The following is a 20,549-nucleotide window of genomic DNA, read 5'->3' on the forward strand; positions in this document are numbered from 1 at the left end:
AAAACAACAAGGACAAACGCCATGTATCAACTCTTTATCGAAGGCCTGCAACGCCTCGGCCGCGCGCTGATGCTGCCGATCGCGATCCTGCCGATTGCCGGCCTGCTCCTGCGTCTGGGTGACACTGACCTGCTGAACATCGCGATCATCCACGATGCCGGCCAGGTGATCTTCGCCAACCTGGCAATGATCTTCGCCATCGGCATCGCCGTCGGTTTCGCCAAGGACAACAACGGCACCGCCGGCCTCGCCGGGGTGATCGGTTACCTGGTGATGATCTCCACGCTGAAGGTGCTCGATGCGAGCATCAATATGGGCATGCTCGCCGGCATCGTCGCCGGCCTGATGGCTGGCGCGCTGTACAACCGCTTCAAAGACATCAAGCTGCCGGAGTATCTGGCGTTCTTTGGTGGGCGACGGTTTGTGCCGATTGTCACCGGGTTCGCAGCGGTCGGTCTGGGCGTGGTGTTCGGCTACATCTGGCCGCCGATCCAGCACGGCATCAACGCCTTCGGCGCCTTGATGATGGAAAGCGGCAGCATCGGCGCGTTCGTGTTTGGCGTGTTCAACCGACTGCTGATCGTCACCGGCCTGCACCACATCCTCAACAACATGGCGTGGTTCGTGTTCGGCAACTTCACCGATCCGACTACGGGCGCATTGGTGACTGGCGACCTGTCGCGCTACTTCGCCGGCGATCCGAAGGGCGGCCAGTTCATGACCGGCATGTTCCCGATGATGATCTTCGGCCTGCCGGCGGCATGCCTGGCGATGTACCGCAATGCGCTGCCGGAACGCCGCAAAGTCATGGGCGGGATTTTCCTGTCGATGGCGCTGACCTCGTTTTTGACCGGGGTGACTGAGCCGATTGAATTCGCCTTTATGTTCCTGGCACCGCTGCTGTATCTGCTGCATGCGCTGCTGACCGGGTTGTCGATGGCGATTACCAACGCGCTGAACATTCACTTGGGATTCACGTTTTCCGGCGGTTTTATCGACATGATTCTCGGCTGGGGCAAGTCCACCAATGGTTGGCTGGTGTTCCCGGTTGGGTTGGCTTACGCGGTGATCTACTACTTCGTCTTCGACTTCTGCATTCGTCGCTTCAATCTGAAAACGCCGGGGCGTGAGGATGTCGCTGTCAGTGAAAAAGCCGTACTGACTGAAAACGAGCGCGCCAGTGCATACATCAAGGCATTGGGCGGCGCTGAAAATCTGCTGACGGTTGGCGCCTGCACCACGCGGTTGCGGCTGGAGATGGTTGATCGCAACAAGGCTTCGGATGCTGATCTGAAAGCGCTGGGTGCGATGGCGGTTGTGCGACCGGGTAAAGGTGGGAGTTTGCAGGTTGTGGTCGGGCCGATGGCGGACAGCATTGCGGATGAGATTCGTCTGGCGATGCCGGCGTTGGGGCGTGCTGTTTTGGTTGAAACCGCTGTTGTTGATGAGCCGAAAGTTATGGCCGTTGCCGGTTCCGAGGCGCAGCAATGGCTGAACGCGTTGGGCGGCGGCGACAATGTGCTGCAACTGGATTGCATTGCGATGACGCGCATTCGCCTGCAATTGGCGGATGACAAGGCGTTGTCCGAGGCGCAGTTGAAGGATCTGGGGTGTCACGGTGTCAGCCAGTTGGATGGCGGGATCTGGCATTTGCTGGTGGGGGATAAGGCGGCGAGTTTGAGTGGGGCGCTTGAAAGCCTGGTCAACCGCAGCGAAGTCAGCGCCAAAGTCTGACCCCACACATCACCCCTGTAGGAGCTGCCGCAGGCTGCGATCTTTTGATTTTGCTTTTTTACAATCATAAGCAAGAGCAAAAGATCGCAGCCTCGTTTCACTCGACAGCTCCTACAGGGAAGCTATCAATCCGAAGAATCAGGTCGTCATCGCTGGCAAGCCAGGCTCCCACAGGTTCTTCACTGTTCTCAAAATTGTGCACGACCTTGTGGGAGCCAGCCTGCTGGCGATGAACGATGACGCGGTCGTCAGGTTTGTGGATCGACTCGATCCAGTGCGCGGTTTACTGCGAGTTCGGCGAGCATGATGATTTGCTGGATGGCCAGTGCCGTGCTGCGTTGCAAGCCGCCTAGCTCGGTTGCGAAGTTGCTGGCCATGGCGTTCGCTGAGGCCAACGATTCACAAGCGTGGGCGAGCAGGCTTTCGGTGTCGACGCTGGGGTGGACGAGGAACATGGTGCTCGGTTGTCGGGGTTTGGCGGGTTCAGGGCTGAGGTAGAAATCGAGGGCGCGTTTGATGGCTTCGCGGTTTTTTGCCAAGTCTTCGGCGCGGATGGCGGCTTCGAGTGGGGTGGTGGTTTCGGGGGGTGGATCTGGTATTAGCTTGTCCAAAATTCAACTCCTGCTACTGCAAGTGAGGATGCCATCGTTCGCCGGATCTCACGCGGCGAAGAGGTGGCAGCTATGTGCAGGGTGAGATCCACCGGAGCAGGCAACCGGCCAGACCGAAGTCTGCCCGCACACAGCCGCCATAACACAGGCAGCAGATTGAGCTGGCGCCAATTATCGTAGTGTTGGCGCTAGTTGCAAGCTTTCCGGGGATCTCACGCCCGGTCGCTGAATTGGCAGCGACAGGCAAAGACTAGAGAGCGCGCGTCCGACGGACAACCTGAAAACCTTGTGGGAAGGTTCTGCTATTTCTACACATATCTAAACAGACCAAAGCAAACCCTCACCCTAGCCCTCTCCCAGAGGGAGAGGGGACTGACCGGGGTGTTTGGTGGATCTACGCCGACGTGAAATACCGAGTCGAATTCAGATCCTGAAACAGATCAAAAGCCCCTCACTCCCCCCCTCCCCCAGAGGGAGAGGGGACTGACCGAGGTGTTTGGTGGATCTACGCTGACGTGAAATACCGAGTCGAACTCAGATCCTGAAAAGCCCACAAATCGGCTCCCTCTCCCCCGGGAGAGGGCTGGGGTGAGGGGCGAATCCACCACAAAACCAAAGCCGATCGCGCAGTGCTCCTCACCACTCAATAGGCCGAGTGTCAGCTCGCCTGCTCTTGATCTTGATCCACAGGCCCCGTCGGCAGGCTGAGTGGAGGGATTTATCCGGGGGTGGGAGCGCAGCGACCGTTTGGCGCAGCCAAATGCATCGAGAGGAGGTGCAGCGAAGCAAACCGGAGGCGATGCGCCCGGATGGATCCCGGAGCGAAGGAACCCCGAGCCTTAGCGAGCGGGCCGAACGTTGGGGCACAGACCTTTGGTTCCTTTGGGGCGTTTGCCAAAGGGACTCGCTGTAAGAGCGAAACCGCCAGCGGCAACGCCCGAAGAAACGGATATTCACTCAGCCAGACAGAGCTTGGTCGCCTGTCAGGGCGCCATCGCGAGCAGGCTCACTCCTACAGAAAAGCAGATCGCAGGCAACAAAAAACCCGCAGACGATCTCTCATCTGCGGGTTTCTTGTAATAAGCGGCTATCAGAAATCTTCCAGCCGCCACACCTCATAAGCCGGTGTCTCGTAGGGATGACTAAGCTTCAAAGCCGCCACAACAGCAACAATCAACTCATCCGCCACCACCAGCTCAACCTTCCACTCCTCGACCCGCTCAACCTGCCCCGCCTCACCCATAAACGGCTGACTGCCGTCCAAAGGTCGAAACTGGCCCAGACCGAGCACCTGCCAGGCACAGTGGTCATAGTCACCGATCCGCCCACCACCGGCAGCGAACACAGCCCCTTTGACCACCTCGACATGACTGTCAGGAACAAAAAACGCCAGCTTATACACAGGCCTTAGTTAACCCAGACGCGTGCATTACGGAACATACGCATCCAAGGTGCGTCCTCGTTCCAGTCCTCCGAACGCCACGAGTTCTGCACCGCGCGGAACACTCGCTCCGGGTGCGGCATCATGATCGTCACACGGCCATCACGGCTGGTGAGACCAGTAATCCCGCGCGGCGAACCGTTCGGGTTAGCCGGATACTTCTCGGTGACCTTGCCATGGTTGTCGACGAAACGCATCGCCACGCAACCCGACAGATCGGCTTCCAGCAGTGCTTCTTCGCTGGAGAACTCGGCGTGACCTTCACCGTGAGCGATGGCGATCGGCATACGCGAACCGGCCATGCCCTGCAGGAAGATCGAGTTCGATTCCTGGATCTGCACCATCGCCACCCGTGCTTCGAACTGCTCGGAGCGGTTGCGCACGAAGTGCGGCCAGAACTCGCTCCCCGGGATCAGCTCGTGCAGGTTGGACATCATCTGGCAACCGTTGCACACGCCGAGGGTGAAGCTGTCGTTACGCTCGAAGAAACCCTGGAACGCATCGCGGGCACGGCTGTTGAACAGCGCCGACTTGGCCCAGCCTTCACCGGCGCCGAGCACGTCGCCGTAGGAGAAACCACCGCACGCCACCAGACCTTTGAACTCGTTCAGGTCGACACGGCCGGCGAGAATGTCGCTCATGTGCACGTCGATCGCGTTGAAACCAGCGCGGTCGAACGCAGCGGCCATTTCCACCTGACCGTTGACGCCCTGCTCACGCAGCACGGCAACCTGTGGGCGAATGCCTTTCTTGATGTAAGGCGCGGCGATGTCCTGGTTGACGTCGTAGCTGAGCTTGACGCTCAGGCCCGGGTTGTCCTCTTCCAGCAGCACGTCGAACTCTTGCTCGGCGCAGTCGGCGTTATCACGCAGACGCTGGATCTGGTAGCTGGTTTCAGCCCAGGTACGTTGCAGCAGACGACGCTGGCCTTCGAACACGGTGTCACCGTTGAAGGTGATGTTGATCTGGCCATTGTTGATCGGCTGACCGATCACCGACACGCAGTCGCCCAGACCGGCCGCGCTGAATTGCGCGAGGATGTCTGGCGTGGCGTCCTGACGAACCTGAATCACCGCACCCAGTTCTTCGTTGAACAGGATGGCGGCGATGTCGGCGGTGGTTTCTGCCAGACCGTCGAGGTTCAGGCTCAGACCGCAGTGGCCGGCGAAGGCCATTTCCACCACGGAGGTCAGCAGACCACCGTCGGAACGGTCGTGGTACGCCAGCAGGTGACCGTCGGCGTTGAGGCCCTGAATCACCGCGAAGAAGGCTTTCAGGTCTTCGGCGTCATCAACGTCCGGCGCGTGTTTGCCGAGTTTGCCGTGTGTCTGAGCAAGGATCGAAGCACCCATCCGGTTCTGACCGCGACCGAGGTCGATCAGGATCAGGTCGGTGGTGCCCTTGTCCATGCGCAGTTCCGGGGTCAGGGTCTGACGGATGTCAGCCACTGGCGCGAAACCGGTCACGATCAGCGACATCGGCGAGGTCACGGTTTTTTCTTCGCCGTTATCGCTCCAACGGGTGGCCATGGACATCGAGTCCTTGCCCACCGGAATGGTGATACCCAGCTCAGGGCACAGTTCCATACCGACCGCTTTCACGGTGTCGTACAGACGCGCGTCTTCACCCGGGTGGCCGGCAGCGGACATCCAGTTCGCCGACAGTTTGATGTCGGAGATCTTGTTGATGCGCGACGCGGCGATGTTGGTCAGAGTTTCGCCGATGGCCATGCGGCCCGACGCCGGAGCGTCCAGCAGAGCCAGCGGAGTGCGCTCGCCCATTGCCATCGCTTCACCGGTGTAAACGTCGAAGCTGGTGGCGGTGACGGCAACGTCGGCCACCGGAACCTGCCACGGGCCGACCATTTGGTCACGGGCCACGAGGCCGGTGATGGTGCGGTCGCCGATGGTGATCAGGAAGCTCTTGCTCGCCACGGCCGGGTGATGCAGAACGCGTTCGATGGATTCGCTGATGTCGAGGTTCGACGGATCGAAGTCATCGCCCATTTCAGCTTCGCGAACCACCGAGCGGTGCATGCGCGGGGCCTTGCCCAGCAACACTTCCAGTGGCATGTCCACCGGGTTATTGCCGAAGTGGCTGTCGGTCACGGTCAGTTGCGGCTCGGCAGTCGCCTCACCAACTACGGCAAACGGGCAGCGCTCGCGCTCGCAGATCGCCTGAAAGCGCGCGAAGTCTTCAGGGCCGACGGCCAGAACGTAACGTTCCTGGGATTCGTTGGACCAGATTTCGTGCGGGGCCATGCCCGGCTCGTCGTTGGGAATGTTGCGCAGTTCGAAACGGCCACCGCGATCGCCGTCGTTAACCAGTTCCGGGAAGGCGTTGGACAGACCGCCCGCGCCGACATCGTGGATGAAGCTGATCGGGTTCTTGTCACCCAGCTGCCAGCAACGGTCGATGACTTCCTGGCAACGACGCTCCATCTCAGGGTTTTCACGCTGTACGGAAGCGAAGTCGAGATCCGCCGAGCTGGTGCCGGTGGCCATGGAGGAAGCCGCGCCGCCACCCAGACCGATCAACATCGCCGGGCCGCCGAGGACGATCAGCTTGGAGCCAACGACGATCTCGCCTTTCTTGACGTGCTCTTCGCGGATGTTGCCCATGCCGCCGGCCAACATGATCGGCTTGTGGTAACCACGAACTTCGTCACCATGCGGGGTGGTGATCGACTGTTCGAAGGTACGGAAGTAGCCAGTCAGGGCCGGACGACCGAATTCGTTGTTGAACGCGGCGCCGCCGAGCGGGCCTTCGATCATGATGTCCAGGGCGGTAACGATGCGCTCAGGCTTGCCGTACGGCACTTCCCACGGTTGTTCGAAGCCCGGGATCTGCAGGTTCGATACGGTGAAACCGGTCAGGCCAGCCTTTGGCTTGGCGCCACGGCCGGTTGCACCTTCGTCACGGATCTCGCCGCCGGAACCGGTCGATGCACCCGGGAACGGGGCAATCGCGGTCGGGTGGTTGTGGGTTTCAACCTTCATCAGGATGTGCACCGGCTCCTGCACCGCGCCGTACTGGCGGGTCTCAGGGTTCGGGAAGAAACGGCCGGCGACGTTGCCGACGATCACCGAGGCGTTGTCCTTATAAGCCGACAGAACGCCTTCGCTGTGCATCACGTAGGTGTTCTTGATCATGCCGAACAGGCTTTTTTCCTGGTTCTCACCATCAATATCCCAACTGGCGTTGAAGATCTTGTGACGGCAGTGTTCGGAGTTGGCCTGGGCGAACATCATCAGTTCGATGTCGTGCGGGTTGCGCTTCAAACCGTTGAAGGCGTCGACCAGATAGTCGATTTCGTCTTCGGCCAGGGCCAGGCCCAGCTCGGTGTTGGCTTTTTCCAGCGCGGCGCGACCGCCACCGAGGATGTCGATCGCGGTCAGCGGCTTCGGTTCGGCGTGGCTGAACAGACCGGCGGCCTGTTCAAGGTTGGCCAGCACGATTTGCGTCATGCGGTCGTGCAACACGTCGGCAATCTGCTGGGCTTCGGCATCGCTGAACTGACCAGCAACGTAGAAGGCGATACCGCGCTCCAGACGCTGGATCTTGCTCAGGCCGCAGTTGCGGGCGATGTCGCTGGCCTTGCTCGACCATGGCGAGATGGTGCCGAAACGCGGCAACACCAGAAACAGACGACCGGTCGGCTCTTGTACCGGAACGCTTGGGCCGTACTTCAGAAGGCGCGCTAGCACCTGCTGTTCGTCGCCGGTCAGGACGCCGGTGACTTCGGCGAAGTGAGCGAATTCAGCATACAGGCCACTGACAGCTGGAACCTTCTGGCTCAGTTGCTCAAGGAGTTTGCTGTGGCGAAAGGCAGAAAGGGCAGGAGCGCCGCGCAGGATCAACATCTTCGGGACAGCCTCGGGAAGGGGTGTGCTTTGAGGCCGTGCATTCTAGCCTAAACCGCCCTCAACATCACCCGAAACGCTACGCACGGTTGCACTCGGGTATCAATCTGTGTTTCCGACTCCGGAGTCAGGTAAATCGGCGGTTTGAGAGCTGCTTATTTTTACTGTAACAAAAACCCGCGAAGCCCCGTGCCTGCTGGGTTTCGTGCGATTTTGTGACGGCCAACAGAGTCATCCTGCACTGTCGAGATATGGCGCCAGTGGCCGTTTGCGTATACTGCGCACATGTTTTTCCCAACGGCTTTGCGTCCGCGGTACGCCAAATGGCTGATCGCAACCGGACTCTTCCTGATGCTCAGTGGCTGTGTTGATAAACCCAACACGCTGGAGCGCATAAAGGAGGATGGTGTGCTGCGCGTGATTACACGCAACAGCCCCGCCACCTACTTTCAGGATCGCAGCGGTGAAACCGGCTTCGAATACGAGCTGGTGAAGCGTTTCGCCGACGATTTGGGGGTCGAGCTGAAGATCGAGACCGCCGACAACCTCGACGATCTTTTCAATCAGATCGGCAAACCCAACGGCCCGGTGCTGGCCGCCGCCGGTCTGGTCAGCAGCGAGCATCGCAAGCAACAGGTACGCTTCTCCCACTCTTATTTAGAAGTCACCCCGCAGATCATTTATCGCAACGGCCAGTCGCGCCCTACCGACGCCGGCGATCTGGTCGGCAAGAAGATCATGGTGCTCAAGGGCAGCACCCACGCCGAGCAACTGGCGGAGCTGAAAAAGAAATTCCCCGGCATTGAATACGAAGAATCCGACGCGGTTGAAGTGGTCGATCTGCTGCGCATGGTCGATGAAGGCCAGATCGACCTGACCCTCGTCGATTCCAACGAAGTGGCGATGAACCAGGTGTACTTCACCAACATCCGCGTCGCCTTCGACCTTGGCGATGCCAGCAACCAGAGCTGGGCCGTGGCCCCGGGCGAGGACAACAGCCTGCTCAACGAGATCAACGCGTATCTGGACAAGGTGCAAAAGAATGGCACCCTGCAACGCTTGAAAGATCGCTACTACGGCCACGTTGACGTACTCGGTTACATGGGCGCGACCACCTTCGCCCAGCACTTGCAGCAGCGCTTGCCAAAGTACGAACAGCACTTCAAGAATTACGCGAAGAAAGAGAAAGTCGACTGGCGTCTGCTGGCGGCGATCGGTTATCAGGAATCGCTGTGGCAGCCGACCGTCACCTCAAAAACCGGTGTGCGCGGGCTGATGATGCTGACGCAGAACACCGCGCAGGCGATGGGCGTGTCGAACCGACTTGATCCGAAGCAGAGCATCATGGGCGGCGCCAAGTACTTGGCTTATATGAAGGATCAGCTCGACGATTCGATCAAGGAACCGGATCGCACGTGGTTCGCCCTCGCCGCGTACAACGTCGGCAGCGGCCACCTCGATGACGCGCGCAAACTGACGGCCAAAGAAGGTTTGAACCCGGACAAGTGGCTGGACGTGAAGAAGATCCTGCCGCGTCTGGCGCAGAAACAGTGGTACAGCAAAACCCGCTATGGCTACGCCCGTGGCGGCGAACCGGTGCATTTCGTGGCGAACATTCGTCGTTACTACGACATTTTGACTTGGGTGACACAGCCGCAGCTTGAGGGTGATCAAGTGGCTGAGGGCAATCTGCATGTGCCTGGCATCGACAAGTCAAAACCCGCTCAAGAACCTGCCCCTCTTTAAAAGCAAAAGATCGCAGCCTTCGGCAGCTCCTACAGGGTTATGTGTACACCTGTAGGAGCTGCCGAAGGCTGCGATCTTTTGATCTTAGCCCTTGAGAGCAGCAGCCAGAATCAGCGCTTTCATCTCGGACACAGCGGACTTGAAGCCGACGAACAACGCATGCGCCACCAGCGCATGGCCGATGTTCAGCTCGTTGATCCCTTTGATCGCCGCCACCGCCTCAACGTTGTGGTAATGCAGGCCATGGCCGGCATTGACGATTAAACCCTGCGCCAAACCAAACGCCACGCCATCCGCAACGCGCTTCAGTTCTTCAGCCACTTCCGTCGGCGTTTCAGCATCGGCATAACGCCCGGTGTGCAGTTCGATCGCCGGTGCGCCAACGCGCTTCGACGCTGCAATCTGCCGCTCATCAGCATCGATGAACAGCGACACTTCGCTGCCGATCTTCGACAGACGCTCAACCGCAGCCTTGATCCGTTCTTCCTGCCCCGCTACATCCAGACCACCTTCAGTGGTCAGTTCCTGACGGGTTTCCGGCACCAGGCAGATGTGCGCCGGACGAATGCGCTCGGCGAACGCCATCATTTCTTCGGTGATGCCCATTTCGAAGTTCATGCGGGTTTGCAGCACATCCTTGAGCAGCAGTACGTCGCGCTCCTGAATGTGCCGGCGGTCTTCACGCAGGTGAACAGTAATGCCATCAGCGCCCGCCTCTTCCGCGTCCAGCGCAGCCTTGACCGGATCCGGGTAGCGCGTACCACGGGCCTGACGCAGGGTGGCGACGTGGTCGATGTTCACGCCAAGAAGAATGCGATTGCTGGTGGTCACGGGTGCGCGCTCCTGAAGAAAAAGATTCGGCGCACAGCATACACGGGGCTAGGGCTTGCGAAACAGCTCGCGACTGACGAGAGGACGGCCGCCCAAGTGGACGGCGAGGGCTTGGCGCATCAGGCGCTTGGCTGCGGAGAGTGCGCCCGGTGCAGTCCAGTCGGCTTCGGCCATGGCCAGTAATTCGACGCCGTTGAACAGGCCGGGTTGCAGCAGAAAAACGCGCTCCAGGCCGGCATCCACTTGCAGGCGATAGAGGCCGTCTTCGGCTATCGCTTCGCCGTGGATATCGGTGTTCAGCGAGAACCCATAACCGAGATCATCCAGCAAACGCCATTCGAAGGAACGCAGCAGCGGCTCCAGCGGACGGCCTTCGGCCAACGCCAACAAGGTCGCGGCGTAGTGATCGAAAACGCCCGGGTGCGGGTCTTCGGCGGGGAGCAAACGGATCAGCAGTTCATTGAGATAGAGTCCGCTGAACAGCGCCTCACCATTGAGCCACGCCGAAGTGCCGGCACTTTCCATGCGCCCGACATTCTTCAGCTCGCCCTTGCCACGGAACTCGACTTCCAGCGACACGAACGGCCGCGCCAACGTCCCGGCCTTGCCCCGCGCACTGCGCAACACCGCCCGCAGCCGACCTTGCGGCGTGAGGAAATCCACCAAGGCACTGGTTTCGCGATAGGCGCGAGAGTGCAGGACGTAGGCGGGTTGGGCGGGAGGCGGGGTTTGCGACATAAACGTTGTTTCCCGATCAGGGATTGCAAAAAAGATCGCAGCCTTCGGCAGCTCCTACAGGTGTACGTCATGTAGGAGCTGCCGAAGGCTGCGATCTTTTGATCTTCGAATCGCTTACAGGTCGCCGTAACCCAGCGAACGCAGTGCACGCTCGTCGTCGGACCAGCCGCCCTTCACCTTCACCCACAGGTTGAGCATGATCTTGGAGTCGAACAGCAGCTCCATGTCCTTGCGCGCTTCGGTGCCGATGCGTTTGATGCGCTCGCCCTTGTCGCCAATGATGATCTTCTTCTGACCGTCACGCTCAACGAGGATCAAGGCGTGGATATGCAGGGTTTTGCCCTGCTGCTTGAACTCTTCGATCTCGACGGTGATCTGGTACGGCAGCTCGGCGCCCATCTGGCGCATGATTTTCTCGCGCACCAGTTCGGCGGCGAGGAAACGGCTGCTGCGGTCGGTGATCTGGTCTTCCGGGAAGAAGTGATCGTTCTCCGGCAGGTGATCGGCGATGACTTTTTCCAGCGCGTCGAGGTTGTGCCCGTGCTGTGCGGAAATAGGAATGATCTGCGCGTTCGGCAGTTGTTCCTGCAACCAGCTCAGGTGCGGCATCAGCTCGGCTTTGTCTTCGATGCGATCGGTCTTGTTCAGCGCGACGATCAGCGGGCCGGTCACGTACTGCACGCGTTCCAGCACCATCTGGTCTTCGTCGGTCCACTTGGTGCGGTCAACGACGAAGATCACCACGTCGACGTCTTTCAACGCCGCCGAAGCGGTTTTGTTCATGTAACGGTTCAGGGCCTTTTCGCCACCCTTGTGCATGCCCGGGGTGTCGACGTAGATCGCTTGCACGTCACCCTCGGTTTTGATCCCGAGCATGTTGTGGCGAGTGGTCTGCGGCTTGCGCGAAGTGATCGCGAGCTTCTGGCCGAGGATGTGGTTCAGCAGCGTCGACTTACCGACGTTGGGACGGCCGACGATGGCAACATAGCCACAGCGAGTTGCGTTTGTATCAGTCATTGCCATTCTCCACGCCCAGGGCAATCAGTGCTGCAGCGGCCGCTACCTGTTCGGCAATACGACGGCTGACACCCTGACCTCGGCTTTTTTCATTCAATAAGACAACTTCGCACTCGACGAAGAAGGTTCGGCAGTGCGGCTCGCCCTGGATATCCACCACTTCATAGCGTGGCAGATCGCAACCGCGCGATTGCAGGTGTTCCTGCAGGCGGGTTTTCGGATCCTTGTTGGTGTCGACCAGCGTCAGACCTTCGAACTCGCCAGCGAGCCAGGCCAGGACGCGTTCGCGCGCCATGTCCATGCCGGCATCGAGGTAGATCGCGCCGATCAAGGCTTCGAGGGCATCGGCCAGAATCGATTCGCGACGGAAACCGCCGCTCTTCAGTTCACCGGAACCCAGCCGCAAATAATCACCAAGGTCGAAACCGCGCGCCAGTACGGCCAGCGTCTCACCTTTTACCAGACGTGCGCGCAAACGCGACAATTGGCCTTCGCGGGCCAGCGGGAAGCGATCGAACAGCGCCTCGCCAGCGACGAAGTTGAGGATGGCATCGCCGAGGAATTCCAGGCGCTCGTTGTTGCGCCCGGCAAAACTGCGGTGCGTAAGGGCCAGCAGCATCAGCTCCTGATCCTTGAAGGTGTAACCGAGCTGTCGCTCGAGACGGCTTAATGAGGCGCTCACGGTTTACCCACGCTGTGTTCAAAGCTGGATTCCACCGCCATCGCCGGGGTACGGCGCGGGCCTGGGACAATTAACGCTGTGTTCAAAAATTACATCCTGAATATCGTTGGCTTCATGCCCCGGAGCCGATTGTGTCGACGCCAGAAATGCATTCGGCGCTGTGTTCAACAGCGCCGTGTGTGATTACTTGATCAGGCCAACCCGCGAGAAATTCGGCAGGTGACTGAGTTTCGGTTCCGGCCAGCTCATCCAGACCGCGAAGGCCTTGCCGACGATATTCTGGTCGGGAACCATGCCCAGCAGATCCTTGGGAATCTTTGGATCATCCCAGTAGCGACTGTCGTTCGAGTTGTCGCGGTTGTCGCCCATCATGAAGTAGTGCCCGGCAGGCACTGTCCACGAACGATCCGGGGTGGCGCGGTAGCGGCTCATTTCCTTGCGGATCAGGTGCTCGGCAGCGCCGAGTTTTTCCTTATAGAGCTCGGCACTGCCCAGGGTGCCCGGCTCGGAGCCGATCATCTGCTCGGCAATCGACTCGCCGTTGACGAACAGATGCTTGTCAGCGGTGTAGCGAATCGTGTCGCCCGGCAGGCCGACTACACGCTTGATGTAATTGACGTTCGGGTCGCTCGGGTAGCGGAACACCATGACATCGCCACGCTGTGGGTCACCGACTTCGATGATTTTCTTGTCGATCACCGGCAGGCGGATCCCGTAAGAAAACTTGTTCACCAGAATGAAGTCGCCGACGTCCAAGGTTGGCTTCATCGAACCGGACGGGATCTGGAACGGTTCCACGAGGAACGAACGCAGCACCAGCACGATGAACAACACCGGGAAGAACGACTTGCCGTATTCAACCAGCAGCGGCTCTTTGTTGAGTTTCTCGACCACCACGACATCTGGCTGACCGACACTGCCCTGATAAGAGGCAATGGCGGCACGCCGACGCGGTGCAAGGATCAACAGATCAAGCAACGCCAACAGGCCGCAGACGAACACGGCGATGACCAGCAACAGCGGGAAATTTAGTGACATAGGACCTAACTATCCAACCTGAGCACTGCAAGGAAGGCTTCTTGTGGAATTTCCACGTTGCCGACCTGCTTCATGCGTTTTTTACCGGCCTTCTGCTTTTCAAGCAGTTTTTTCTTACGGCTAACGTCACCGCCGTAGCACTTGGCCAATACGTTCTTTCTGAGCGCCTTGACGGTTGTCCGTGCCACGATCTGACCGCCAATGGCGGCCTGGATCGCCACGTCGAACATCTGACGAGGAATCAGTTCTTTCATCTTCTCGGTCAACTGGCGACCTTTGTAGTGCGAGTTGTCACGGTGCACGATCAGCGCCAGAGCGTCGACCTTGTCGCCGTTGATCAGCACGTCCAGTTTCACCAGATTAGCCGATTGGTAACGATCAAAATGGTAATCCAGCGAAGCATAGCCGCGGCTGGTGGATTTGAGACGGTCGAAGAAGTCGAGCACCACTTCGTTCATCGGCAAGTCGTAAGTGACCTGCACCTGATTGCCGAGGAACAGCATGTCGACTTGTACGCCACGCTTCTCGATGCACAGGGTGATGACGTTACCCAAGTGCTCCTGCGGCACCAGGATATTGGCGCGCACGATTGGCTCGCGCATGTCTTCGATCGACGACACATCCGGAAGCTTGGATGGGTTGTCGACGTAAATTGTTTCACCGGTCTTCAAAACCAGTTCGAAAATTACCGTTGGCGCCGTGGTGATCAGATCCAGGTCGTACTCGCGCTCGAGGCGCTCCTGGATGATTTCCATGTGCAGCATGCCGAGGAAACCGCAACGGAAGCCGAAGCCCAGTGCGTCGGAGCTTTCCGGGGTGTATTGCAGCGACGAGTCGTTCAGGGTCAGCTTCTGCAGCGCTTCGCGGAAATCCTCGAAGTCGTCGGAGCTGACCGGGAACAGACCGGCGTAAACCTGTGGCTGGATGCGTTTGAAGCCAGGCAGCACTTCAACGTCCGGGGTCGAACTCAGGGTCAGGGTGTCACCGACCGGTGCACCGTGAATGTCTTTGATGCTGGCGATGATGAAGCCCACTTCGCCGGCCTTCAGGTCAGCAGTAGCGGTGTGCTTCGGGTTGAACACGCCAACGCTGTCGACCAGATGGATCTTGCCAGTGGACTTGACGAGGATCTTGTCGCCCTTCTTCACGCGGCCATGACGCACACGCACCAAGGAGACAACGCCCAGGTAGTTGTCGAACCAGGAGTCGATGATCAACGCTTGCAGCGGATCTTCGATGTTGCCGGTCGGCGCAGGAATGGTGTGCACCAGACGCTCGAGCACTTCGTCGACACCCAGGCCGGTTTTGGCGCTGCAGGTGACGGCGTCGGTGGCATCGATGCCGATGATCTTCTCGATTTCGTCTTTGACGCGATCAGGATCAGCCTGTGGCAGGTCGATCTTGTTCAATACCGGCATGACCTCAAGGCCCTGCTCGATGGCGGTGTAGCAGTTGGCCACGGACTGGGCTTCAACGCCTTGACCGGCGTCGACCACCAGCAGTGCACCTTCACACGCGGCCAGGGAACGGCTGACTTCGTAGGTGAAGTCGACGTGGCCCGGGGTGTCAATGAAGTTCAGCTGGTACTTGATACCGTCTTTGGCGGTGTAATACAGGGTGACGCTGTGGGCCTTGATGGTGATCCCGCGTTCACGTTCCAGATCCATGGAATCCAGTACCTGGGCTTCCATTTCACGCTCGGCCAGGCCGCCGCACATCTGGATGAAGCGATCGGCCAGCGTCGACTTGCCATGGTCAATGTGGGCGATGATGGAGAAATTGCGGATATGACTCAAATCACTCACGGATCAACACTCAAAAAGGCTGCAGGCATAGCCCGCCGAAAAATAGCCGGGAATTGTACCTGATACACGGCGCAAGCGTCACGTTCACCTGTCACCCGGATTGCATGCAAAAACGCCCCGGTCTGTCGACCGAGGCGTTTTCGAGGTTAAAACACTGGCAAAACCGGCGGCATCAACCCGCCCGTCTCAGCAGCCAGACACCGAGCAGCGCACACACGCCGGCCGGCACCAGCACCGCAAACAGCGGCGAGAAACCGAACACCAGGCTCGAAGGGCCGAGCAAATCCTGGACAATGCGGAAGGTGAAGCCGACCAGCACACCGGTGAACACACGCTGACCGAGGGTCACGGAACGCAGCGGGCCGAAGATGAACGAGATCGCCATCAACACCAACGCAGCAGTCACCAGCGGCTGCAACACTTTGACCCAAAACGCCAGCCAATAACGGCCGTTGCTCAAGCCTTGTTCAGACAGATAGTGGATGTAACCCCACAGACCGCTGATCGACAGCGATTCCGGCGCCATCACCACCGTGCTGAGCAACTGCGGGCTCAGGGACACGTCCCAACGCTCGGCCGGCACATTGACCACTTCGGTTCTGCGCTCATGGAAAACCGTGGTGGTGACACCGCTAAGCTGCCAGTGATCCTTGTCGAATTCGGCTTTTTTGGCGAAGCTCGAACTCAGCAGATGACGCTCTTTGTCGAAGTGATAACGGGTCACGCCGTACAGCAAACCGTTGGGTTGAACGGCGTTGATGTGGATGAATTCTTCACCCTGACGGTGCCACATACCGTGCTTGGCACTTTGCGCATCGCCGCTGCCCTGAGCCAGCGAGCGATTGGCCTGAGCCATGCTTTCGGTGGCCGGTGCGACGTATTCGCCGATCAGCAAACCGGCCAGCATCAGCACCAGCATCGGTTTCATCACTGCCCAGACGATGCGCCCGATCGATACACCAGCGGCACGCATGACGGTGAGTTCGCTGCTGCTGGCCAGACTGCCGAGACCGATCAGACAGCCAATCAGCGCGGCCATCGGCAGCATTTCGTAGAGACGGCGCGGCGCGGTGAGCATCACGAAGCTCAGCACATCCATCAGTGTGTAGGTGTCGCTGACGTCGCTCATTTCATCGATAAAAGCGAACAACGTCGCCAGACCCAGAATGATCGCCAGCACGGCGATGATCGCCATGAACACGCTGCTGCCGATGTAGCGGTCGAGTTTAACCACGAGCCACCTCCAGCGCAGCGCTGCGACGGCTGGCCATCTTCAGGCGCAAAGGCTCCCAATAAAGCAGGCCGAGACCGATAAACAGGAAGATCGCGTGCACCCACCACAACCCGAGGGTCGGCGGGATCTTGCCTTTTTCGAGGGCGCCACGGGCGGCAATCAGGATGGTCAGGTAAGCCATATAAAGAAGAATCGCCGGCAGCAGCTTGAGGAAACGCCCTTGTCGCGGATTGACCCGCGACAGCGGCACCGCCATCAGGGTCACGATAAATACCAGCAGCGGCAGGGAAAGACGCCATTGCAGTTCGGTTTTGGAGCGGATGTCATCACTTCCAAGCAAGGCTGAGGTCGGCATGGCGTCACGGTCGGTGACTTCTTCGCTGACTTCCGGCTTTGGCAGTTGCACGCCATAAGTCTCGTAATGAATCGCTCGATAATCAGCCTGCCCCGGACTGCCATCGTAACGATAGCCATTGTCGAGAATCAGATAACGGGTACCGTCCGCGCGAGCTTCCTGACGACCTGACTCTGCGACCAGAATGGAAATTCCACGATCCTTCTTGTCGGCACCCAGATTCTTTTGCGAAATGAACACGCCGCCCAAGTGGATCCGGTCGTCGGTCAGGCTCTCGGTGTAGGTCACCCGCGTACCGTCGCGCAGCGCCTGGAAGCGGCCCGGTTCAAGGGTGTCGAACTCGGTCAGCGCATCTTGCTTGTTCAGCAGCAGCTGGAACTGGTTGGCACCTTGCGGCGCCAGACTCAGACTCAGCCACGCCACGACCAGCGCCACCAGGGTCGCCGGGAACAGGGTCATGCGAAACAGCTTCTGCTGGCTCATGCCGGTGGCCGAGAGCACGGTCATTTCGCTTTCGAGGTACAGGCGACCGTAGGCCAGCAGGATCCCGAGGAACAGGCCCAGCGGCAGAATCAGTTGCAAGAACCCCGGCAGACGAAAGCCCATGATCAGGAACAACGAGCCCGGATCGAGCTGGCCGGCAGCGGCCTGAGCCAGATATTTGATGAAGCGACCGCTCATGATGATGACCAGCAGCACGGCACTCACGGCGCTGAGGGTCAGCAGGACTTCGCGGGACAGATAACGGAAGACGATCAAACCAGACACTCCAGGGTTGTCAGGCTAAGGCGGCCAAACAAGCAAACACACCGACCGGCACGCAACGCAGAGCCGTCGGAAAAAGATGCGGCATTATCCTGTGATTGGGGGCGCCTGTCACTGCGCACACTCATCCATGTCTGTAATCCGTTGCAGATCGTACAACCGAGGGTTGTCAGGCGCGGGGAGCGAGGTTCAAACTGCGGCCCTTGTCGCAGGCTTTGGCCTGCGCCTCTTCTATTTATAAGCAGGCGACTGCGGACACCGTCGAACGCCTGCATGTTGACCATTCATTCAGGGATCCGGACATGGAACTGGTTGTAAAAAGCGTTAGCCCAGAAACGTTGAAAACCGCCACCCTGGTGGTTGCCGTCGGCGAAGGCCGCAAACTCGGCGCCGCCGCCAAACAGGTTGACGAGCTGAGCGGTGGCGCGATCAGCGCCGTCCTCAAGCGTGGCGATCTGGCCGGCAAAGTCGGTCAAAGCCTGCTGCTGCACAGCCTGCCGAACCTGAAAGCCGAGCGCGTGCTGCTGGTCGGCGTGGGCAAGGATGAAGAACTGGGCGACCGTCCGTTCCGCAAAATCGTTGCCGGCATTCTCAACACATTGAAAGGCCTGAACGGCAGCGACGCCGTGCTGGCGCTGGATGAAGTTATTGTTAAAAACCGCGACAGCTACGGCAAAACCCGTCTGCTGGCGGAAACCCTGGTGGACGGCGAATACACTTTCGACCAGTTCAAGAGCCAGAAAGCCGAACCGCGCGCACTGAAAAAAATCACCCTGCTGACCATCAAGGCTGCCCAGGCTGAAGTGCAGCGCGCCGTGAGTCACGCCACCGCGATCGCCAACGGCATGGCCTTCACCCGTGATCTGGGCAACCTGCCACCGAACATCTGCCACCCGACCTTCCTTGGCGAACAAGCCAAAAACCTGGGCAAAGAATTCAAGGATCTGAAAGTCGAAGTCCTCGACGAGAAGAAGATCAAATCTTTGGGCATGGGTTCGTTCTACGCCGTCGGCCAAGGCAGCGAGCAACCGCCACGTCTGATCGTCATGCAATACAACGGCGGCAAGAAATCCGAGAAGCCGTACGCACTGGTCGGTAAAGGCATCACTTTCGACACCGGCGGCATCAGCCTGAAGCCGGGCGCCGGCATGGACGAAATGAAGTACGACATGGGCGGCGCTGCCTCGGTGTTCGGTACCCTGCGCGCCGTGCTTGAGCTGAAACTGCCGATCAACCTGGTGTGCATCCTCGCTTGCGCGGAAAACATGCCGAGCGGCAACGCGACCCGTCCAGGCGACATCGTCACCACCATGAGCGGCCAGACCGTGGAAATCCTCAACACCGACGCCGAAGGCCGACTGGTGCTGTGCGATGCGCTGACCTACTCCGAGCGCTTCAAGCCACAAGCGGTGATCGACATCGCCACCCTGACCGGCGCTTGCGTCGTCGCACTGGGTGCGCACACCTCGGGTCTGCTGGGCAACAACGACGAACTGATCGGCCAACTGCTCAGCGCCGGCCAGGCTGCTGACGACCGTGCCTGGCAACTGCCGCTGTTCGACGAGTACCAGGAGCAACTGGACAGCCCGTTCGCCGACATCGCCAACATTGGCGGCCCGAAAGCCGGCACCATCACCGCCGCGTGCTTCCTGTCGCGCTTCACCAAGAACCTCAACTGGGCGCACCTGGACATCGCGGGCACCGCATGGACCAGTGGCGGCAAGGACAAGGGCGCCACTGGCCGTCCGGTGCCATTGCTGACCCAGTACCTGCTGGATCGCGCCAAAGCCTGAACCCGCTGATGGGCGGCGGCGTCACTCTCCGGTGACGTCGCTTGCCGCTCTGGAACCGCAATGACCAAAGTCGATTTTTACATTCTGCCCAGCGCCGACCCTTCGGCTCGCCTGGACTTCGCTTGCAAGCTCACCGAGAAAGCCTGGCGCATGGGTCACCGCATCTATCTGCATTGCAGCGATGCCGCCCAGCGTGACGATCTCGATGCGCGCCTGTGGGCGTTCAAGGGCGAAAGCTTCGTGCCGCATGGCCCTGCCGACAGCGAACCGGACGGTTTGATCGTGCTGGGTGTGGGTGATGACTGCGGTCAGCATCAGGATTTGCTGGTCAACCTCGACCTGAAAGTCCCGGCCTTCGCCAACAAGTTCGCCCGGGTGGCGGAAGTGGTGGTCGAAGACCCGACGATTCGTGCCGCGGCGCGGGAGAGTTTTCGCTTCTACCGCGAACAGGGCTATCCTCTGCAAGATCACCGTTTACAGCGACTCTGAGCATTCCAATGGACACTCCGAAACCGCAGCAAAAGCCGACACACCTGCTCGACGATCTCGAATCGATTCGTCAGTTGCTCGGCGACGACAACCTGCAACCACCGCTGTTGACCGATACGGTCGATGAAGGTGAACAGGAACAAATTCCGATGTTGTTCGAAGCGGTTGGCAATGAACTGCAAGCCGTCGAACCGCAACCTGCGCCAACGCCAGCGCCGGCCGCGCAACCTGCGGCAGCGGTGAATAAAGGCCCGGACGCCCTGCTCCACCTCGACAGCGAACTGCGCGCCGCCGCGCAATTGATCATGCAAGACGTGATCGACGACTTCGCGCCGCACATCGAAACCGAAATCAAACGGCGCCTCGATGCGCGGATGGAAAGGCTGCTCAGCCAATACGAATAAGCT

Annotated in this window: 16 protein-coding genes; 5 read left to right on the forward strand and 11 right to left on the reverse strand. The window is 59.5% G+C overall.

Features of this window, described 5'->3' with window-relative positions; all coding sequences use genetic code 11:
- Positions 1-21: 21 nt before the first annotated feature.
- On the forward strand, positions 22-1,734 hold the full coding sequence (nagE, locus tag ACP3TY_RS20380; RefSeq protein WP_426618354.1) for an N-acetylglucosamine-specific PTS transporter subunit IIBC: 1,713 nt from the start codon (positions 22-24) through the stop codon (positions 1,732-1,734).
- Between the two features lie 248 nt (positions 1,735-1,982).
- Here nagE and ACP3TY_RS20385 read toward each other — a convergent pair whose 3' ends face one another.
- The 3 genes from ACP3TY_RS20385 to purL form a co-directional block, all read right to left on the reverse strand.
- Positions 1,983-2,345, reverse strand: coding sequence for a DUF6124 family protein (locus ACP3TY_RS20385; RefSeq protein ID WP_053117409.1), 363 nt, complete (start codon positions 2,343-2,345; stop codon positions 1,983-1,985).
- A gap of 1,090 nt (positions 2,346-3,435) precedes the next feature.
- The gene (locus ACP3TY_RS20390) at positions 3,436-3,747 is read right to left on the reverse strand and encodes a YqfO family protein (protein WP_127925941.1); all 312 of its coding nucleotides are present in this window, start codon (positions 3,745-3,747) and stop codon (positions 3,436-3,438) included.
- A 5-nt stretch (positions 3,748-3,752) separates the two neighbouring features.
- Positions 3,753-7,649, reverse strand: a complete 3,897-nt coding sequence (purL, locus tag ACP3TY_RS20395; protein ID WP_053117403.1) for a phosphoribosylformylglycinamidine synthase — start codon at positions 7,647-7,649, stop codon at positions 3,753-3,755.
- Positions 7,650-7,934: 285 nt separating this feature from the next.
- Between purL and mltF the strand changes: the two genes are divergently transcribed.
- Entirely contained in the window at positions 7,935-9,395 is a 1,461-nt protein-coding gene (gene mltF / locus ACP3TY_RS20400; protein WP_082341386.1) for a membrane-bound lytic murein transglycosylase MltF, read from the forward strand.
- An 84-nt stretch (positions 9,396-9,479) separates the two neighbouring features.
- On the opposite strand, the gene pdxJ is transcribed toward mltF, so the two are convergent.
- The 8 genes from pdxJ to lptF all read right to left on the reverse strand — a co-directional run bounded on the left by pdxJ (position 9,480) and on the right by lptF (position 17,854).
- On the reverse strand, positions 9,480-10,226 hold the full coding sequence (pdxJ, locus tag ACP3TY_RS20405) for a pyridoxine 5'-phosphate synthase (protein WP_053117400.1): 747 nt from the start codon (positions 10,224-10,226) through the stop codon (positions 9,480-9,482).
- A 48-nt stretch (positions 10,227-10,274) separates the two neighbouring features.
- On the reverse strand, positions 10,275-10,964 hold the full coding sequence (gene recO, locus ACP3TY_RS20410) for a DNA repair protein RecO (protein ID WP_426618355.1): 690 nt from the start codon (positions 10,962-10,964) through the stop codon (positions 10,275-10,277).
- A 114-nt stretch (positions 10,965-11,078) separates the two neighbouring features.
- On the reverse strand, positions 11,079-11,981 hold the full coding sequence (era, locus tag ACP3TY_RS20415) for a GTPase Era (RefSeq protein WP_007909024.1): 903 nt from the start codon (positions 11,979-11,981) through the stop codon (positions 11,079-11,081).
- Positions 11,974-12,663: a ribonuclease III gene (gene rnc, locus ACP3TY_RS20420; protein ID WP_053117395.1), complete on the reverse strand. Its 690-nt coding sequence runs from the start codon at positions 12,661-12,663 to the stop codon at positions 11,974-11,976. Before rnc ends, era begins: the two co-directional genes overlap by 8 nt.
- A 183-nt stretch (positions 12,664-12,846) precedes the next feature.
- Positions 12,847-13,701, reverse strand: coding sequence for a signal peptidase I (gene lepB / locus ACP3TY_RS20425; RefSeq protein WP_053117392.1), 855 nt, complete (start codon positions 13,699-13,701; stop codon positions 12,847-12,849).
- Between the two features lie 5 nt (positions 13,702-13,706).
- Positions 13,707-15,506 carry a translation elongation factor 4 gene (gene lepA / locus ACP3TY_RS20430; RefSeq protein ID WP_016986097.1) on the reverse strand — a complete coding sequence of 600 codons (1,800 nt, stop codon included), beginning with the start codon at positions 15,504-15,506 and terminating at the stop codon, positions 13,707-13,709.
- A gap of 172 nt (positions 15,507-15,678) precedes the next feature.
- Complete coding sequence (lptG, locus tag ACP3TY_RS20435; RefSeq protein WP_053117389.1) at positions 15,679-16,740, reverse strand: LPS export ABC transporter permease LptG; 1,062 nt, start codon at positions 16,738-16,740, stop codon at positions 15,679-15,681.
- Positions 16,733-17,854, reverse strand: a complete 1,122-nt coding sequence (lptF, locus tag ACP3TY_RS20440; protein WP_426618356.1) for an LPS export ABC transporter permease LptF — start codon at positions 17,852-17,854, stop codon at positions 16,733-16,735. Before lptF ends, lptG begins: the two co-directional genes overlap by 8 nt.
- 308 nt (positions 17,855-18,162) lie before the next feature.
- On the opposite strand from lptF, the gene ACP3TY_RS20445 reads away from it, so the two are divergent.
- From ACP3TY_RS20445 to ACP3TY_RS20455, 3 genes are read left to right on the forward strand one after another with little or no spacing between them, the layout of a single operon-like run.
- A complete protein-coding gene (locus tag ACP3TY_RS20445) occupies positions 18,163-19,653 on the forward strand; it encodes a leucyl aminopeptidase (RefSeq protein WP_426618357.1) in 1,491 nt (496 codons plus the stop codon).
- Positions 19,654-19,713: 60 nt separating this feature from the next.
- Positions 19,714-20,142, forward strand: coding sequence for a DNA polymerase III subunit chi (locus ACP3TY_RS20450; RefSeq protein ID WP_053117380.1), 429 nt, complete (start codon positions 19,714-19,716; stop codon positions 20,140-20,142).
- Between the two features lie 8 nt (positions 20,143-20,150).
- Positions 20,151-20,546, forward strand: coding sequence for a DNA polymerase III subunit chi (locus ACP3TY_RS20455; protein WP_426618358.1), 396 nt, complete (start codon positions 20,151-20,153; stop codon positions 20,544-20,546).
- The last annotated feature ends 3 nt before the right edge of the window (positions 20,547-20,549 follow it).

Source organism: Pseudomonas rustica, assembly GCF_049959085.1.
GTDB lineage: Bacteria > Pseudomonadota > Gammaproteobacteria > Pseudomonadales > Pseudomonadaceae > Aquipseudomonas > Aquipseudomonas rustica.

Bases quoted from the DNA above. Each gene is read 5' to 3' on its own strand.
- nagE (WP_426618354.1), top strand. From the start codon at position 22: ATGTATCAACTCTTTATCGAAGGCCTGCAACGCCTCGGCCGCGCGCTG.
- purL (WP_053117403.1), bottom strand. From the start codon at position 7,649: ATGTTGATCCTGCGCGGCGCTCCTGCCCTTTCTGCCTTTCGCCACAGC.
- mltF (WP_082341386.1), top strand. From the start codon at position 7,935: ATGTTTTTCCCAACGGCTTTGCGTCCGCGGTACGCCAAATGGCTGATC.
- recO (WP_426618355.1), bottom strand. From the start codon at position 10,964: ATGTCGCAAACCCCGCCTCCCGCCCAACCCGCCTACGTCCTGCACTCT.
- era (WP_007909024.1), bottom strand. From the start codon at position 11,981: ATGACTGATACAAACGCAACTCGCTGTGGCTATGTTGCCATCGTCGGC.
- lepB (WP_053117392.1), bottom strand. From the start codon at position 13,701: ATGTCACTAAATTTCCCGCTGTTGCTGGTCATCGCCGTGTTCGTCTGC.
- ACP3TY_RS20445 (WP_426618357.1), top strand. From the start codon at position 18,163: ATGGAACTGGTTGTAAAAAGCGTTAGCCCAGAAACGTTGAAAACCGCC.
- ACP3TY_RS20450 (WP_053117380.1), top strand. From the start codon at position 19,714: ATGACCAAAGTCGATTTTTACATTCTGCCCAGCGCCGACCCTTCGGCT.
- ACP3TY_RS20455 (WP_426618358.1), top strand. From the start codon at position 20,151: ATGGACACTCCGAAACCGCAGCAAAAGCCGACACACCTGCTCGACGAT.